This window comes from Brevundimonas sp. TWP3-1-2b1, from assembly GCF_049896165.1.
Classification (GTDB): domain Bacteria; phylum Pseudomonadota; class Alphaproteobacteria; order Caulobacterales; family Caulobacteraceae; genus Brevundimonas; species Brevundimonas subvibrioides_B.
Genome location: NZ_JAFCTT010000008.1, coordinates 163,311 through 179,262, shown reverse-complemented (window position 1 = coordinate 179,262; position 15,952 = coordinate 163,311). Strand labels below are relative to the sequence as shown.

General features: G+C 66.6%; 14 protein-coding genes. 8 read left to right on the top strand and 6 right to left on the bottom strand.

The window, feature by feature from the left end:
- Positions 1–361 precede the first annotated feature (361 nt).
- Both ACP7AB_RS09995 and ACP7AB_RS09990 read left to right on the top strand, forming a co-directional pair.
- Complete coding sequence (locus ACP7AB_RS09995; protein WP_425992195.1) at positions 362–1,267, top strand: SDR family NAD(P)-dependent oxidoreductase; 906 nt, start codon at positions 362–364, stop codon at positions 1,265–1,267.
- Positions 1,268–1,385: 118 nt separating this feature from the next.
- A complete protein-coding gene (locus tag ACP7AB_RS09990; RefSeq protein WP_425992197.1) occupies positions 1,386–2,588 on the top strand; it encodes an acetyl-CoA C-acyltransferase in 1,203 nt (400 codons plus the stop codon).
- A 52-nt stretch (positions 2,589–2,640) separates the two neighbouring features.
- Here ACP7AB_RS09990 and ACP7AB_RS09985 read toward each other — a convergent pair whose 3' ends face one another.
- Positions 2,641–3,363: a helix-turn-helix transcriptional regulator gene (locus tag ACP7AB_RS09985; RefSeq protein ID WP_425992199.1), complete on the bottom strand. Its 723-nt coding sequence runs from the start codon at positions 3,361–3,363 to the stop codon at positions 2,641–2,643.
- 112 nt (positions 3,364–3,475) lie between these two features.
- On the opposite strand from ACP7AB_RS09985, the gene ACP7AB_RS09980 reads away from it, so the two are divergent.
- Positions 3,476–4,090 (top strand): glutathione S-transferase family protein, encoded by a 615-nt coding sequence (locus tag ACP7AB_RS09980; RefSeq protein WP_425992201.1) that lies wholly within the window; start codon positions 3,476–3,478, stop codon positions 4,088–4,090.
- A 6-nt stretch (positions 4,091–4,096) separates the two neighbouring features.
- Here ACP7AB_RS09980 and otsA read toward each other — a convergent pair whose 3' ends face one another.
- The 3 genes from otsA to otsB form a co-directional block, all read right to left on the bottom strand.
- Positions 4,097–5,524, bottom strand: a complete 1,428-nt coding sequence (gene otsA / locus ACP7AB_RS09975; protein WP_425992202.1) for an alpha,alpha-trehalose-phosphate synthase (UDP-forming) — start codon at positions 5,522–5,524, stop codon at positions 4,097–4,099.
- Positions 5,525–5,617: 93 nt separating this feature from the next.
- Entirely contained in the window at positions 5,618–7,420 is a 1,803-nt protein-coding gene (locus tag ACP7AB_RS09970; RefSeq protein WP_425992204.1) for a glycoside hydrolase family 15 protein, read from the bottom strand.
- Positions 7,420–8,205, bottom strand: a complete 786-nt coding sequence (gene otsB, locus ACP7AB_RS09965; protein WP_425992206.1) for a trehalose-phosphatase — start codon at positions 8,203–8,205, stop codon at positions 7,420–7,422. The genes ACP7AB_RS09970 and otsB overlap by 1 nt, the downstream gene beginning before the upstream one ends.
- A 206-nt stretch (positions 8,206–8,411) precedes the next feature.
- Between otsB and ACP7AB_RS09960 the strand changes: the two genes are divergently transcribed.
- The 5 genes from ACP7AB_RS09960 to ACP7AB_RS09940 all read left to right on the top strand — a co-directional run bounded on the left by ACP7AB_RS09960 (position 8,412) and on the right by ACP7AB_RS09940 (position 14,082).
- Positions 8,412–9,407, top strand: coding sequence for a KpsF/GutQ family sugar-phosphate isomerase (locus tag ACP7AB_RS09960; protein ID WP_425992208.1), 996 nt, complete (start codon positions 8,412–8,414; stop codon positions 9,405–9,407).
- Between the two features lie 164 nt (positions 9,408–9,571).
- Entirely contained in the window at positions 9,572–10,939 is a 1,368-nt protein-coding gene (locus ACP7AB_RS09955; protein ID WP_425992209.1) for a glycosyltransferase family 4 protein, read from the top strand.
- A complete protein-coding gene (locus tag ACP7AB_RS09950) occupies positions 10,936–12,189 on the top strand; it encodes a glycosyltransferase family 4 protein (protein WP_425992211.1) in 1,254 nt (417 codons plus the stop codon). The genes ACP7AB_RS09955 and ACP7AB_RS09950 overlap by 4 nt, the downstream gene beginning before the upstream one ends.
- Positions 12,190–12,260: 71 nt before the next feature.
- Complete coding sequence (locus ACP7AB_RS09945; protein ID WP_426046140.1) at positions 12,261–13,400, top strand: polysaccharide biosynthesis/export family protein; 1,140 nt, start codon at positions 12,261–12,263, stop codon at positions 13,398–13,400.
- 4 nt (positions 13,401–13,404) lie between these two features.
- Positions 13,405–14,082: a hypothetical protein gene (locus ACP7AB_RS09940; protein ID WP_425992215.1), complete on the top strand. Its 678-nt coding sequence runs from the start codon at positions 13,405–13,407 to the stop codon at positions 14,080–14,082.
- Here the strand turns inward: ACP7AB_RS09940 and ACP7AB_RS09935 are convergent, their stop codons facing one another.
- Both ACP7AB_RS09935 and ppa read right to left on the bottom strand, forming a co-directional pair.
- Entirely contained in the window at positions 14,083–15,084 is a 1,002-nt protein-coding gene (locus tag ACP7AB_RS09935; protein ID WP_425992217.1) for an LLM class flavin-dependent oxidoreductase, read from the bottom strand.
- Positions 15,085–15,359: 275 nt separating this feature from the next.
- The gene (gene ppa, locus ACP7AB_RS09930) at positions 15,360–15,926 is read right to left on the bottom strand and encodes an inorganic diphosphatase (RefSeq protein WP_425992218.1); all 567 of its coding nucleotides are present in this window, start codon (positions 15,924–15,926) and stop codon (positions 15,360–15,362) included.
- Positions 15,927–15,952: the final 26 nt, after the last annotated feature.

The window sequence follows — 15,952 nt, the reverse complement described above, 5'->3', positions numbered from 1 at the left end:
TTCGGCGTTCCAGTTCACGCCGTTGCCGGACGCTTCCAGGTTGATGTCGTCGATCTTGTGGTAACCGGCGTCAATCGCGCCGTACCAGCCGTCCGGCTCAGCCGAAGCAGCACCAGCGGCAAAAAGCCCCGCGGCTGCGACGCTGGCGAGAAGTTTCAGCTTCATGTCAGTCCTCATATCGGTGAATGTCCAAAGGCCACGCTTACACGTGACACTCACTGAGCCGAACGGCAGAGTTGGGCCCAGGTTCCTTATTTCGGTTCGCAGTACGGCGACTGTGGCGCCGTTTCAACACATATCCCCCTCTTGGCGAACCTGCGCGGCCTGTTATCAGGGTGAACAGCGATAAGGAGAGGCATCGATGGCTATGCGATTTGACGGCAAGGTGGCGATCGTGACCGGCTCCGGCGGAGGTCTCGGGCGCGAGCATGCCCTGGCCTTGGCGGCGCGCGGCGCCAAGGTGGTGGTCAATGACCTTGGCGTGGCGCGCGATGGCGAGGGTTCGTCGATGAGCCCGGCCCAGGCTGTCGTGGCCGAAATCGAGGCGGCCGGCGGCGAGGCCATGGCCAACGGCGCATCGGTCACCGACTTCGAGGCGGTCAAAGAGATGGTCGCCGAGGCGACCGCGCGGTGGGGCTCGGTCGATATTCTGGTGAACAACGCCGGCGTCCTGCGCGACAAGTCCTTCGCCAAGATGGAGATCGACGACTTCCGCTTCGTCATGGACGTGCACGTCATGGGCGCGGTGAACTGCACCAAGGCGGTGTGGGACGGGATGCGCGAGCGTAACTACGGCCGCATCGTCATGACCACCTCGTCGTCGGGCCTCTACGGCAATTTCGGTCAGGCCAACTACGGCGCGGCCAAGATGGCGCTGGTGGGCTTCATGCAGACCCTGGCCATCGAGGGAGCCAAGAACGACATCCGCGTCAACTGCCTGGCGCCGACCGCCCATACCCGCATGACCGAGGACCTCGGCGCGCGCCTGCCGCTGGAGGCGCTGGGGCCGGAACTGGTATCGCCGGGCCTGCTGTATCTTGTCAGCCAGGACGCACCGACGCGCTGCATCCTCGCCGCCGGCGCCGGCGGCTTCGAGCGCGCCTATATCACCCTGACACAGGGCGTCCGCATTGTCGGCGAGGATGCGCCGGAACAGGTCGAGGCCCGGTTCGAAGCCATCTCGTACCGCACCGGCGAGATCGTACCGGAGATGGGCGCCGCCCAGGGCATGATCGAACTCACCAAGGCGCAGAAGGCGCACAGCTGATATGCCAAACCGACCAGTAAACTGACCAACAAAAGGTCCGTCAAACCGACCAGAAATTCGGTCAACCCGATCAATCAAATCGCCAAGGTCGCCAAAGGCGACCGGCAGGGAGAGAACAATGCGTGAAGCGGTAATCGTATCGACGGCCAGAACGCCAATCGGGCGCGCCTATCGGGGGGCCTTCAACGACACCCAGGCCCAGCAACTCGGCGCCCATGCCGTCAGGCATGCGGTCGAACGCGCCGGGATCGACCCGGCCGAGGTCGAGGACGTGGTGATGGGCGCGGCCCTGCAGCAGGGCTCGACCAGCCAGAACGTCGCCCGCCAGATCGCCCTTGCCGCCGGCCTGCCTTCGACCGTCGCGGGCATGACCATCGATCGCCAGTGCGCCTCGGGCCTGATGGGGATCGCCACGGCGGCTAAACAGGTGGTGTTCGACCAGCAGAAGGTGGCCGTCGGCGGCGGCCTGGAATCGATCTCCCTGGTCCAGAACCAGCACATGAACCTGTACCGGATGAAGGATGAGGCGCTGCTGAAGCTGTCGCCTCACATCTATATGTCGATGCTGGAGACCGCCGAGGTGGTGTCGCGCCGCTATGGCATCAGCCGCGATCGCCAGGACGAATACGCCCTGCAATCGCAACAGCGCACCGCCGCCGCCCAGGAAGCCGGCCGCTTCGACGCCGAGATCGTGCCCATGACCACGACCATGCAGGTCATGGACAAGGCGACGGGCCAGGCCTCTGCCAAGGAGGTCACCCTGTCGAAGGACGAGGGCAACCGCGCCGACACGACCCTGGAAGGCCTGAAGTCGCTGAAGCCTGTCTTCGGCGGCGGCGAGGAGATCCAGCAGGGCGAATTCATTACCGCCGGCAACGCCTCCCAGCTGTCGGACGGCGCCTCGGCCTCGGTGATCATGGAGGCCGGCGAAGCCGTCCGCCACGGCCTTCAGCCGCTCGGCGCCTATCGCGGCATGGTCGTCGCCGGCTGCGAGCCTGACGAGATGGGCATCGGGCCGGTCTACGCCATCCCCAAGCTGCTCAAGCGCCACGGCCTGACCATGGACGACATCGGCATCTGGGAGCTGAACGAGGCCTTCGCCGCGCAGGTGCTCTACTGCGCCGACACCCTGGGCATTCCGATGGATCGGCTGAACGTCTCGGGGGGCGCCATCTCGGTCGGCCACCCCTACGGCATGTCAGGCGCCCGCATGACCGGCCACGTCCTCATCGAAGGCAAGCGTCGCGGGGCCAAGTACGGCGTGGTGACCATGTGCATCGGCGGCGGACAGGGTGCGGCCGGGCTGTTCGAAATCTACTGATCCGCTCAGACGCCGACATCCCGCAGCGGGGTGTCGGCGTCGAAGGCCCGGCTTAGGAATTCGCCCCTTTTTGGTCGGTCAAGAACCGGCGCCGCTCCGCCTCCATCATCGCCTGCCAGCGTGCTCGCAGTTGCGCCGGGCGGCCGGGGAAACGGTCATCGAGGAAGGTCGCCTCCACCACCCGGTCGGTACGGAAGGTGCGGAAGTCGTCGCGGCTCTCGCACCAGGCGACCAGCAGCCGTGTCGTCTCACGATAGCCGATCAGCAGCGGCCAGACGGTCCGCAGCGAGGCCCGGTCTTCCTGATCGCGATAGTCCAGCGTGACCTTCCGCCCCGCATGGATCCAGGCCCGCAACTGACCCATGTCGAGCACCTCGACCTCGTGCGTTTTCCACATGGCGGAGGTCACCACCGGTTCCAGCACCACCGGGCGCAGGCGTTCGGGAACGGTGGCTGCGATCTTGGCGATCAGGTCGCGGGCCGCCCGCGCCAGGGCCGGGTCTCCCCTGCCCGCCACCCACTGGGCGCCGAGCACCGCCGCCTCGACCTCGTCAGATGTCAGCATCAGGGGCGGCATGTCGAAGCCGCTATCCAGCACATAGCCGATGCCCGCCTCGCCCCGGATTGGCACCCGCTGACCCATCAGGGCGGCGATGTCGCGATAGACGCTGCGTTTGGACGTCTCCAGCTCAACCGCGATCGATTCCGCCGTCACGGGCTGGGAACTCCGTCGGAGCAACTGAACGATCTGGAACAGGCGGTCTGCGCGTCTCATCTGTGTGCCGTACCGGGCGACTGCTGACAGCATGCTGGCAGCAGGGTGGCGGTAGTCAATCTCTCACGGCAAAGGCGGTCCCGCCGAGGCTCGTTGGATGGGAGAGAAAATCATGCTGACCCTGTTTCACGCCCCGCAATCACGCTCGTCGCGGATCATCTGGCTGATCGAGGAACTGGGGGCCGACGCCCGCATCGAATATTGCACAATCGCCCACCGCAACGGTCAGAAGGTCGGCGAGCCGGACGTCAAGAATCCTCACCCGGATGGCAAGGTCCCGGCCCTGACGCACGACGGCGCCTTGATCACGGAATCGGCCGCTGTGGCCCTCTATCTGACCGACCTGTTTCCGGAGGTCGGCCTCGGCGCCTTGCCCGGTTCGCCGGAGCGTGGGCCTCTGCTGACCTGGCTCGCCTGGGCGGCGGGCGAACTGGAGCCGGCGGTCTGGAGCAAGATGACCGGCGAGGCGGATCGCGATCCGATGGCAAAGGCCCGTTATGAAGCGGCCGTCGGTCGGCTGCTCGAGACGCTGTGGGAAGGCCCTTGGCTGATGGGCGACCGGTTCACCGTGGCGGACGTGATGATCGGTTCGTCGCTCGGCTGGGCCCGGTTCGCCTTCCCGGACAGCCCCTTGCTGGACGCCTACGCCGAGCGGCTGGCGCAGCGGCCGGCCAACATCCGGGCGGACGCCAGAGATGCGGCGAACGCGGTGCTTGAAGCCGCCTGATCGCCCTCAAGCGGCGTCGGCTTGTCGCTGATGGAAGGTTGCGTCCCCGTCGCCGACGATCTTTACCGCGTTAAGCGCCCCAACGAAACTGTCGCGCCAGATGCCGACATCGGTGTCGCGCACGACCTGCATCAGGGCCTCCCATTTCCGCACCCGCTCGGCCAGCGGCATGGTCAGGGCCTTCTTGATCGCGTCGGCGACTTCCTCGCGACTGAACGGATTGACCAACAGGGCCTCGCCCATCTGTTCGGCCGCGCCGGCGAAGCGGGACAGGATCAGGACGCCGGGATCGTCCGGGTTCTGGGCGGCGACATATTCCTTGGCCACCAGGTTCATGCCGTCGCGCAGGGGGGTGACCAGACAGACCTTGGCGGCGCGATAGATACCGGCCAGCTGATCCCGGCGGAAGCTGCGGTTCAGATAGCGGATCGGCTGCCAGTCCATGTCGGCGAACTCGCCGTTTATCCGGCCGGCCAGGGCGTCGAGCCGCGCCCGGATGTCCTGATAGGTGTCGACGTCGTCGCGACTGATCGGCGTCACCTGCACCAGGAAGACATCACCGCGCATGTCGGGATTGTCCTGAAGGAACTGCTCGTAACCGACCATTCGCTCCTCCAGTCCCTTGGAGTAGTCGAGCCGGTCGACGCCCACCATCATCGAGCGGAAGGCGGCCGAGGCTGCCATTCGGTCATAGGTGCGTCTCCCCTCTCGCGAGTTCCGGGCCTCGGCGAACCCCTGGACGTCGATGCCGATGGGGAAGACGCCGATCCGGACCTTGCGGTCGAAGGCCTCCAACCCGCCGTAGCCGGCCAGTTCGCCGCGCGCCTCGGAGATCACATAGTCGCGGAACAGGTCGAGCCATTCCTGCGTCTGGAACCCGATCAGGTCGTAGGCGAACAGACTTTCCACCAGGCGTCGATGATGCGGCAGGGTCACCAGCAACTGACGCGCCGGCCAGGGCGTGTGCAGGAAGAAACCGATCCGGTTCTTGATCCCCAGCCTGCGCAGATCGCGCGCCATCGGGATCAGGTGATAGTCGTGGATCCAGATGACGTCGTCCGGCTCGATCAACGGAGCCAGAACCTCGGCGAACCGACGGTTCACCCGCTCGTACCCTTCGCCATAGGACCGTTCGTAGGCGGTCAGATCGACCCGATGGTGGAACAAGGGCCACAGGGTCTTGTTGGCGTAGCCGTTATAATATTCCTCGACGTCCTGAGCTTCGAGATCGACCAGGGCGACTGTGATGCCCGCCCGATCCTCGATCTTCAGTTCGCCGGTGAACTGCTCGATCGTTTCTCCGGACCAGCCGAACCAAAGGCCATCGTATTTTCTGAGAGCGGCGGAAAGGGCCATCGCCAGGCCGCCGGCCGAGCCAGAGGCGGGATCGACAGGCGCCGAGACCCGGTTGGACACAACGATCAGACGTGACATGCCACCCAAACGCCAAGGCCAAGGTTTGGCTGCAACGCAACATCGTGAACCGCCTCCGGGTTGACACGATCCGGACCGGAAACAGCGCCCGATTCAGCGAACGGCCGTCCACGACCGACTGAGCAGGACCGCGCAGTTGATGATCCCGGCCAGCGAATAGGTCTGGGGATAATTGCCCCACAGTTCGTTGTCGCCGAGCGAGATGTCCTCGCTGAGCAGGCCCGCATGGGTTCGGCGACTGAGCATCTGCTCGAAAATCTCCCGCGCCTCCTCGGTCCGGCCGTTCATATGCAGGGCCTCGATGAACCAGAAGGTGCAGAGGTTGAACGCGGTTTCCGGCTCGCCGAAGTCGTCCGGCTCGACGTAGCGGAACAGATAGGGGCCCTTCTTCAGGTCGCGTTCGATGGCGTCGAAAGTCGCCACCTGGCGCGGATCCTGCGGATCGAGGAAGCCCAGGTCGACAAGCTGCAACAGGGAGGCATCCACCTCCTTGCCGCCGAAGCTGGCGCCGAACCGGCCCTCTTCCGGAATGAAGGCTTCGGCCTCAATCCGTTCGCGGATGATGCGGGCGCGATCGTTCCAGACCTCGGCCCGCGGTTCCAGACCCAGCTTGTGCGCCGCCTTGGCCAGGCGGTCGCAGGCGGCCCAGCACATGACCGACGAATAGGTATGGACCCGGGCGATGGTCCGGAACTCCCATAGACCCGCGTCCGTCTGGTCGTGCATGGCGAAGGCTCGCTCGCCGACCTTCTCCAGCGCAAAGAAGTCCTCGATCGACCCAGGCCGCAGCAGACGCTGGTCGTAGAAAGACTGAACCAGCGGCAGAACGATCTGGCCGTAGACGTCGTGCTGCAGGTGCTCGCGGGCCTGATTGCCGACGCGGACCGGCTTCATGCCGCGATAGCCTTCGACCGAGGTGACGATCCGTTCGTCGATGTTCTCCTCAAGGCCCACGCCATAGACGGGCTGGACGTGGCCGCCCGCCGAGGAATCCACGAGGTTCCTCAGATAGACGAGGTAGTTCTCCAGGATGTCGTCCGCGCCCAGCCGGTTCAGGGCGCGGACGGTGTAATAGGCGTCCCGGATCCAGCAGTAGCGGTAGTCCCAGTTGCGTCCGCTCTCCGGAAACTCGGGCACCGAAGTCGTCATGGCGGCGACGATGGCTCCGGTCTCCTCATAGGCGCAGAGCTTGAGCGTGATTGCCGCCCGGATCACCGCCTCCTGATAGTCCAGCGGGATGTAGAGGGTGCGGACCCAGTCCTTCCAATAGGCCACCGTGCGATCCAGGGTCGCCGAGACGCCCGGTCCAACCTCCTGATCGTAGCCTTCATCGGGGCCGAGAAAGAAGGCCATCGGCCGTTCCAGCCGAAACGTCCGTTCCTCCAGCACGTGCGAGACCGGACAGTCGGTCGTCAGCCTCAGGGTGACGTCGGTGCACAGATAACGAATGTGGTTGGAGCCGCTCGTCAGCTCCGCCCGGCGCGCGCCCCAGTCGGCGGACGGCCGCAACCGCACCCGGATGCGCGGCGCGCCGTCCAGCGGCCTCACGAGTCGGGCGAAGGCCAGCGGCCGGTAGGTCCGCGAATGCTTCATGTGACGGGGAGCGAAGTCGATAATCTCGACCGCCGCGCCATCCTCGGCCGTCAGCACCGTGCGCAGGACCGGGGTGTTGGCGATATAGGCCTGACTGACGTGTTTCAGCCCCTCGAGCTTGATGTCCCAGAAACCGTGGTCAGGCGCCGCGCCGTTCATCAGGGCTGAAAAGACCGGGTCGCCGTCCACCCGGGGGGCGCAGGCCCAGACAAAACGGCCATTGCGATCAATCAGGGCCGAGAGGGCGCAGTTGCCGACGGGGGCGAGGTCGAGCGAGGGGCGCCGGGTTGAGGCGAGGGTCATCAGGCCGCCAGCCATTTTCCAGACACCCGGGATGCCACAGCCTCAAGCCAGTCCATCACCGCTGGAACGTCGCGCAGGCCATAGCGCGCGGAGGTCGCCCGTTGTGGCCCGACCAGCACCCCGAAGCCGCCCAGGGCCGCGGCGGCGCGAAAGCCCGCCTCGTCGGTCAGATCGTCGCCCAGCATGACGGGAAGGGCGCCCGCGAACGGCGGCTCGGCCATGAAGGCCTTGACCGCCGTGCCCTTGTCGGAGCCGGGGGTGCGCAACTCCAGCACCATATGACCGGGCTGGAGCATCAGGCCAGTGGTCTCGGCGAGCTCGCGCGCCAGGACCAGGGCTTCGTCCGCGCTGGCTGGCGACTGGCGGTAGTGAAGGCCGGCTGAAATGGCCTTGTCCTCGACGATGACGCCGGGGCGGTCGGCGGCGAAGCGACGGAAGGCGGCCAGGGCCTGGGCCACGCCGGGGGAGGCCTTTGGCCGATCCACCGCGCCGTCCCGACGCCGCCGTTCCAGCCCGTGCACGCCGGCAGCCGAGGGGGAAGCACTGCCGGCGATCCGGTCGATCTCGCCAAGCGTCCGTCCGCTGATGATCGCCATTCGCCCATCCAGCGCCTGATCCAGGCGGGTCAGGACCGCCGTGCGCCTCGGGTCGGCCAGCACGGCGTCCGGCGTCGGCGCCATGGGAGCCAGCACCCCGTCCATATCCAGGAACAGGGCCAGCGGCCGCTCCATCACCACAGGGGGCGTGAGCAGAATTTCGACGAGCGTTCCGGTATCTGACGGCATGAGTGTCCAGGTTATGTTGACGGCCCCACACGTCTGAACGCGCCGGTCCGGCAAAGGTTGAGCGGCTTTTGTCTGAACTTGCGTTGCGTCCACCCGTCGTCCCGTCGGCCGCTCCCCTGACCCTCCATTGTGAAACCGCGCCGGATGGGGCAATTCCGCTCCGTGCAACGACAGACGCCGGCAAAGGGCGCAGCAGGATCAACGCCATGCCCCTCAATATGCCCGCATCGTCTCCCGCCGCCGTCGGCGTCATGACGGACCGCGCGCGCGAGGTGATCCGGCTGAACATCGAGGCCTTGCAGGCGCTTGAGCGGACGGTGGATTCCAGCATCGCGCGCGCCTGCGACGTGATCCTGTCGCGGCACGGCTATGTTGTCGTCACCGGCATGGGCAAGTCGGGCCATATCGGCGGCAAGATCGCCGCGACCCTGGCCTCGACCGGCACCAACGCCTTCTTCGTCCACCCGGCCGAGATGAGCCACGGCGATCTCGGCATGCTGCGTGGCGACACCACGCTTCTGGCCATCTCCAGCTCCGGCGAGAGCCGTGAACTGCGTGATCCCTTGCTCTTCTGCCAGCGGAACGACATCCCGGTCATCGGCATGACGCAGCGCGGATCCTCCTTCCTGGCCCGGATGTCGGCCGTGCCGCTGGTCATGCCCAGCGTGGCCGAGGCCTGCGCCAACGGCCTGGCGCCCACAACCTCGACCCTGATGACCCTGGCCCTGGGCGACGCCATGGCGATGGTGCTGATGGACCGGCGCGGATTCTCGGCCATGGATTTCGGCCTGCACCACCCGGGCGGTTCCCTGGGTATGAGCCTGCAAAGCGTACGCGAATGGATGGGCGACAATCATGCGCCGCCGCCGACCGTGCCGCTGGACGCCGTCTTCGCCGACCTGGTCGCCCGCATCACCGAGGGCCGTAAGGGTGCGGTCGCCGTGCTCGATTCCGACGGAGCTCTGGCCGGGATGATCACGGACGGCGACATCCGCCGCGCCTTCGCACAGGATATTAGCCGCATCACCGCCGCCGACATCATGAGCAAGTCGCCGATCACCGTCTCGCCCGACCAGCGGATGAGCGACGTCGTCGACCTGCTGACGGCCAACAAGATCTCGAACCTTTTCGTGATCCAGGACGACCGACCGGTCGCCATCGTCCATGTCGCCGAACTGATGCAGGCGGGTTACGTCTCCTGACAGCAGGGCCGCTTGCGGTTGACCCCCGCCGGGCAAGGGTCTACCCCGCAGGCCAGCCGCGCGACGTTTCCGCCGGTCCGGAAAAACCACGCCGAAGGCTGGATTTGGATACGTCGCCTGATGTCGCGGAGCGGTCTGTTCGCTCTGATCTTTCCAGTCTTTTCGTGAGCGATGCGCCTGCGACGCCATCCGGTGCGCCCGCCGCCTCGACAGTCGCGAAGACGCGCGCCACGATCTGCGTCGATGGGTTCAACATCGCCCTGGCCAAGGGGTCGGGCATTGCCACCTACGGCCGCAACCTGCTGTCGACCATCGCGACAATGGGGATGGATGGCCAGGTTCTGTATGGCCCGAACGCCAAACGTTCGGCGAACAACGTGCTCAATGAGATGGCCCTGGTCGACGCGGACCGTCCCGGTCCGAAACTAAAGAAATTCGATCGCTTCCAGCGCACTCTGACCAGTCGGTTCGGACGCAGCGCATGGCCGATCGCGCCCAGCGGCGAGGTCGTCTGGCCAACGCGCGGGGGCGGTCGACCGGAAGCAAACTGCTTCTGGGCGTCCCAGGATCTGTTCCACCTCGCAAACCGTTCGTTCAATGCCTACGGCAAGGAGACGCCGGTCGATTTCGACACTGTCGGCGACGCAAAACGACCGGATGCGATGCACTGGACGGCCACACTGCCGCTTTACGCACGCGGCGTGCCGAACATCTACACCATCCACGACCTGATCCCGCTTCGCCTTCCGAACACGACCCTGGATGACAAGGCGACCTATATGGCGCTGTGCAAGGCCGTCGCAGCGCGCGCGGACCATATCGCCGTCGTTTCAGAAACGACGCGTCAGGACGTGATCCGAATGCTCGGCGTGTCCGAAGATCGGGTCACCAACACCTACCAGGCCGTCCACCTGCCCGAGACCCTGACCAGCCGCACGCAGTCCGATGTGGCGATCGAACTGGAAGGGGTCTTCAACCTCGGCTGGAAGGACTATTTCTTCCACTTTGGGGCCATCGAGCCGAAGAAGAATCTGGGCCGGATCGTCGAGGCGTATCTGGCCTCGGGGCTTGAGACGCCCTTGGTCATCGTCGGCGGCCGCGCCTGGCTGGATGAGGGCGAGACCGCTCTTCTGAACCAGGTCATGAAGGACGGCGGCCCCAGCGCCCAACGTATCCGTCGCTATGAATTCATGCCTTTCTCGCTATTGATCAGCCTGATCCGCGGCGCCAAGGCCACCCTGTTCCCTTCGCTCTACGAAGGCTTCGGCCTGCCGGTGCTGGAATCGATGGCCCTGTCCACCGCCGTTCTGACTTCCACCGGCGGCTCCCTTCCGGAAGTCGCGGGAGATGCGGCCATCAGCGTCGATCCCTATGACGTCCAGGCCATGACGCGAGGCCTTCGCGCCCTCGACGCCGACGAGGCGTTGCGGGACGATCTCGTCCGCCGGGGCCTGACCCAGGCCGCGAAATTCTCGGTCGAAGCCTATCAGGGTCGGCTGTCCGCAATGTACGGCCGCCTCGGCCTGTCGTGACCCGATCGGTTCTCTTCGACGCCAGCCGGCTGTTGAGCCGGGTCGAACGGACCGCGCCGACCGGGGTGGACCGCGTCTGCCTGGCCTATGCCGAATGGCTGCTGTCCCTGCCCGACGTCCAGGTCACTCCGGTCCGGGGCCGCAACGATCAACTGGTCGTCGTCGATGAGGCCTGGTTCCGCGAATGCGTCGCCACCCTGCGATCGCGCTGGACCGGCGCCTTCTTCGAACGTTCCCTGACCGAGGACGAGATGCGGCTGATGACCGCGCTCAGCAGCGATACGAAGGCAGCCGATTCCGTCATCGGCAAGCCGCCGACCGATCCGGCGCGGCCCCCGGGACGCCGCCGGCGAGTGTGGAAGCAGTTCTTCCGCTCGCAGTGGATCCAGAAGCTGCCGGACAGTACGCTGTATTTCAACGTGGGTCACACGGGGCTGGGCGACGACCGCATCCTGGGTGAGCTGCGCGACCGAGGGATCGAGCGGATCGTCTTCCTGCACGACCTGATCCCGATCACCCACCCCGAGTTCTGCCGGCCGGGAGACCGTGACAAGCACCGCCAGCGGGTGCTGAACACGCTGAACACCGCCTCCCGGATCGTGGTCAACTCCCGCTATACGGCCGATGAGCTGGCCGCCTTCGCCGCGCGCGAAGGCGTGATACCGCCGCCGATCCACGCCGTCCACCTGGGGCTGGAGCCGACCTTCCTGACGCCTCTGACGGCGGCGACGCCCCGGCCCTATTTCGTGCACATCGGCACGATCGAGGCGCGCAAGAACCTGGCCTTCCTGCTGACCATCTGGCGACGACTTTACGAACGGATGGGCGACGCGGCGCCCCAACTCGTTCTGGTCGGCCGATACGGCTGGGAGAACGAGGCGGTTCTGGATCATCTGGAGCGCTCGCCAGCCCTGCGCGGCCTGGTGCATCAGGCTTCCGACCTGCCCGACTCGGCCCTCGCGACCCTGATGGCCAGCGCTCGGGCCCTGGTCGCGCCGTCCTCGGTCGAAGGCTTCGACCTGCCGGCGGTCGAGGCCTCCGCCCTGGGCGTGCCCCTGATCGCCTCCGACATCCCCGTGCACCGCGAGCTGGTGCCCGACGCCCAGCTGATTGATCCGCTCGACGGGCTGGGCTGGCTCGGCGCTTTGGAAACGGCCACCCGCCACCCTCCGAAAGCCACGCCATTTACCGCCCCGACCTGGGACCGTCACTTCGCCGAGGTCGGTCGCCGGGTCGGTCTGTCGCAGTGATCCCAGTTGGCGCTGGCGGGGCGGGTCAAAGGCCGATATTCACCAACCGGGGCTTTCGAAGTACGGAAATCATGACGCGTTCTATGCTCGCACTCCTGATCGCGTCCATCCTGGCAGGGTGCTCGACCCTGCCGAGGGACGGTCCGTCGAACCGCGCCGTCGTGCGAGGCGCGACTGAAAACGCCGATTATGCGATTGTCGATCTGGACTACGCCGCCGCCGAGCGAATCAAGGCGGTGGCTGATCAGACCTTCGGTTCGCTGGCCGGAGCCGCCAGCCTGGCCCCCGTCGATGTCATCGGCGAAGGCGATCAATTGGCGATCGCCATCTATGAACCCAGCGGCGCCCTGTTCGGCGGCGGCGCCGGCAATGATGGTATTCGCTCCGGCAACCAGACGCTGCCGGCCGTCGTCGTGGACCGGAACGGCAATGTCGCCGTACCGTTCGCGGGTCCGGTCCGGGTCTCCGGCCTGACGACGACCGAGGCCGCCGGCGCGATCCGGCGCGCCCTGATCGGCCGCGTCGGCAACCCGCAGGTCAGCGTGACCCTGGCCACCAACGTCTCCAACGCCGTCACGGTTCTGGGCGAGGTGAAGCAACCCGGTCGCGCGCCGCTCTCGACCAACGCCGACACAATTCTTGACGTCATCGCGGCCGCCGGCGGTGCCTCGCGGCCGAGCCAGGATGTCGAGGTGCAGATCCGGCGCGGCGACCAGACCTTCGTCGCCCCTCTTACGGCCGTCACCACCCGGTTCGCCGAGAATATCCGCCTGCAGAGCGGCGACCAGATCAATCTGGTCTACCAGCCGCGCCGGTTCTCCTCCTTCGGCGCCCTGGGCGCCGTGACGCAGCAGGACATGCCGGCCGGCGATCTGACCCTGGCGGACGCACTCAGCCGCTCCGGCGGCCTGAACGATGGCGCGGCCAATGCGCGCTCGGTGCTGATCTTCCGCTTCGAACGGCCCGAGGTCGCCCAGGCGCTGGGCCTGACCCAGCCGGCGACGCCGAAAGGCGTGCCCGTCGTCTACCGGCTGAACCTGGAAGAGGGCGTCGGCTTCTTCACGGCCTCCAGCTTCCTGATCCAGCCCAACGACATCATCTACGCGCCTCGCGCCCTGTCCGCCGAAGTCGGCAAGTTCTTCGGCCTCGTGCAACAGGTCACTCGCGTCGTCTACGACCTGTCCGTGACGAGCACCCTGAACAACAACTGACCCGATGCCCGCCTGGCGAGAGTGGATTCTGGGCAATCGCGGACGCGGCGACCGCAAGACGGCGCTCGTGGTCGCGGGAGACCTGTGGGAGCGGGCGGGACGACGCGCGCCCGCCACCCTGCCCGCCATCGCCGAGGTCGAGGCCAGCGCGTTGCAGGTCTATGCCGATCATGGCCTGCCCACGCAGCACGGCCACTATCAGCGCGCGCCCGGCGCACCCGATTGGACCTGGCTGGCGGAAGAGCTTCCCGCCGAACTGCGCTGGGCCATGGTCCTCGAACGGCCGCCCGAGCAGGGCTGGCGTTACGCCACACTGGAGGATATCGGCCGGTTCCCTGGGGCTTCGGGCGAGCTTCTGGCCGCGGCGAACCTGCTCGCCGAGTGTCGTCATCTGAAGGACCGGCTGACGGGCCGCGAACCGGGCGAACCCGGCGACGACATCCAGACCGCCATCCGTCTGGGTTTTGAATGGCATGCCCTGAAGGACGCCATGGCGTGGAAGGAGAAGGCGCGACTGAAGCTCACCACTCCGTCTGACGCCTTGCCGGCTCCGCTGTCGGAGGCCGAACCAACAGCTTCGGCTGTCCCTGACCGTCAGCCGAAGCTGGACCTCGATACCACGCCTGCGCCTGTCAAACCGCCGCGCAAGCCTCGAAAGCCCCGCAAGGCGAAGGCCGACTGATCAGGCCGCTGCCCGACCGTCCGCCATCGCCTCGGCCAGCAGTTCCAGCGAGCGGACGCGAGCGCCATGGTCCCAGATCTGGCTTGTGATCATCAGCTCGTCCGCGCCCGTCGTAACCGTAAAGGCCTCGATCGCCGCCCGCACGGTCGCGGGCGATCCGACGGCCGAACAGGCCAGGGCCTGACCGATCATGGCGCGCTCGCCCTCGCTGAGCCTCTCGGCATAGCCGGGCTTCGGCGGCGGCAGCTTGCCCGGACGGCCGCTCCTCAGGTTCACGAAGGCCTGCTGGACCGAGCTGAACAGCAGCCGGGCGGCCTCGTCCGTCTCGGCGGCGAAGACGTTATAGCCCAGCATCAGATACGGCTTCTCCAGCCGCGCCGACGGCCGGAAGGTCTCGCGATAGATGCGGATCGCCGACATCATCTCCGCCGGCGCGAAATGGCTGGCGAAGGCATAGGGCAGGCCCAGATGAGCGGCCAGCTGGGCGCCATAGGTCGACGAGCCGAGGATCCAGACCGGCACGGCCTGACCTTCGCCGGGATTGGCGCGAATCCGCTGATCCTCCGTCGCCGGCTCGAACCAGTGCAGCAGCTCCATGACGTCCTGCGGGAAGCTGTCGATGTCGCCTTGAAGGGTCCGCCTGAGGGCCCGGGCCGTCGCCTGGTCCGACCCCGGCGCGCGGCCCAGGCCCAGATCGATCCGGCCGGGATAGAGGGCGTTCAGCGTGCCGAACTGTTCGGCGATCACCAGCGGCGCATGGTTGGGCAGCATGACCCCGCCGGCTCCGACACGGATGGTCTTCGTCGCTGCGGCCACGGCCCCGATGACGACCGAGGTCGCCGCCGAGGCGATACCGGCCATGTTGTGATGCTCGGCCAGCCAGTAGCGATTGTAACCCAGCCGCTCGGCATGCCGGGCCAGGTCCAGCGTGTTGGCCAGCGCCCGGGCTACGTCGGAGCCCTCGGGCACCGGCGCGAGATCGAGAACAGAGAGCGTTGCCATCCCCGCCATATGGGGACGGTGGGCGCCCCCGCAATCAGCAACGTCGCCTCGACCGGGCGGGGAAAGGCTTCGTCCGATGTCCGGACGAAAAACACCCTGACGAAACGGACGAAACGGACGAAGTCGCCGCTGTTCACACCCTCCGCGAACCGTGGGAGGGATTATACCTCAGCCGCAGACCAAGGCGCGCTCAAACCCGAAAACGGCCCGCAAAGACCGGCGCGGCGGTAATTCGGGCGTCGAACAAGATTTTATCTTCGACGCTCCGGAGCGGATCAGGCGGCGTTGGCCGCCTTGCCGCTCTTGGCCTTCTCGGCCGCCTCATAGGCGCGCATGCCTTCGACGATCAGTTCGGCGGCCTCGCCGGCGTCGCCCCAGCGCTTCACGCGGACCGACTTGTTCTTCTCCAGGTCCTTGTAGCGGGTGAAGAAGTGCTCGATCTGCTCGACCATGATGGTCGGCAGCTGCCGGTAGCTGGCGATGTCGGTGTAGTAGGGGTGCAGGGCGTCGACCGGCACGGCCAGGATCTTGTCGTCGCCGCCGGCCTCGTCTTCCATCATCAGGACGCCGATCGGGCGCGAACGGATGACGCAGCCCGGAACCACCGGCGTCGGGTTCAGCACGATGACGTCGCAGGGATCGCCGTCGTCCGCCAGGGTGTGCGGCACGAAGCCGTAATTGCCCGGATAGTACATCGCAGTATGCAGGAAGCGGTCGACGAACAGGGCGCCGGAGGCCTTGTCCATCTCGTATTTGACCGGCAGGCCCCCTTGCGGGATCTCGATGATCACGTTCAGGTCCCACGGCGGGTTGGGACCGACCGGGATGGCGTCGATGTTCATGGCGGGCTCGGTTTTGTGCGTCTGCG

What these genes read in the sequence shown, in the direction of transcription:
- ACP7AB_RS09995 (WP_425992195.1), top strand. Translation starts at nt 362, where the DNA reads ATGGCTATGCGATTTGACGGCAAGGTGGCGATCGTGACCGGCTCCGGC.
- ACP7AB_RS09990 (WP_425992197.1), top strand. Translation starts at nt 1,386, where the DNA reads ATGCGTGAAGCGGTAATCGTATCGACGGCCAGAACGCCAATCGGGCGC.
- ACP7AB_RS09985 (WP_425992199.1), bottom strand. Translation starts at nt 3,363, where the DNA reads ATGAGACGCGCAGACCGCCTGTTCCAGATCGTTCAGTTGCTCCGACGG.
- ACP7AB_RS09980 (WP_425992201.1), top strand. Translation starts at nt 3,476, where the DNA reads ATGCTGACCCTGTTTCACGCCCCGCAATCACGCTCGTCGCGGATCATC.
- otsA (WP_425992202.1), bottom strand. Translation starts at nt 5,524, where the DNA reads ATGTCACGTCTGATCGTTGTGTCCAACCGGGTCTCGGCGCCTGTCGAT.
- ACP7AB_RS09970 (WP_425992204.1), bottom strand. Translation starts at nt 7,420, where the DNA reads ATGACCCTCGCCTCAACCCGGCGCCCCTCGCTCGACCTCGCCCCCGTC.
- otsB (WP_425992206.1), bottom strand. Translation starts at nt 8,205, where the DNA reads ATGCCGTCAGATACCGGAACGCTCGTCGAAATTCTGCTCACGCCCCCT.
- ACP7AB_RS09960 (WP_425992208.1), top strand. Translation starts at nt 8,412, where the DNA reads ATGCCCCTCAATATGCCCGCATCGTCTCCCGCCGCCGTCGGCGTCATG.
- ACP7AB_RS09945 (WP_426046140.1), top strand. Translation starts at nt 12,261, where the DNA reads ATGACGCGTTCTATGCTCGCACTCCTGATCGCGTCCATCCTGGCAGGG.
- ACP7AB_RS09940 (WP_425992215.1), top strand. Translation starts at nt 13,405, where the DNA reads ATGCCCGCCTGGCGAGAGTGGATTCTGGGCAATCGCGGACGCGGCGAC.
- ACP7AB_RS09935 (WP_425992217.1), bottom strand. Translation starts at nt 15,084, where the DNA reads ATGGCAACGCTCTCTGTTCTCGATCTCGCGCCGGTGCCCGAGGGCTCC.
- ppa (WP_425992218.1), bottom strand. Translation starts at nt 15,926, where the DNA reads ATGAACATCGACGCCATCCCGGTCGGTCCCAACCCGCCGTGGGACCTG.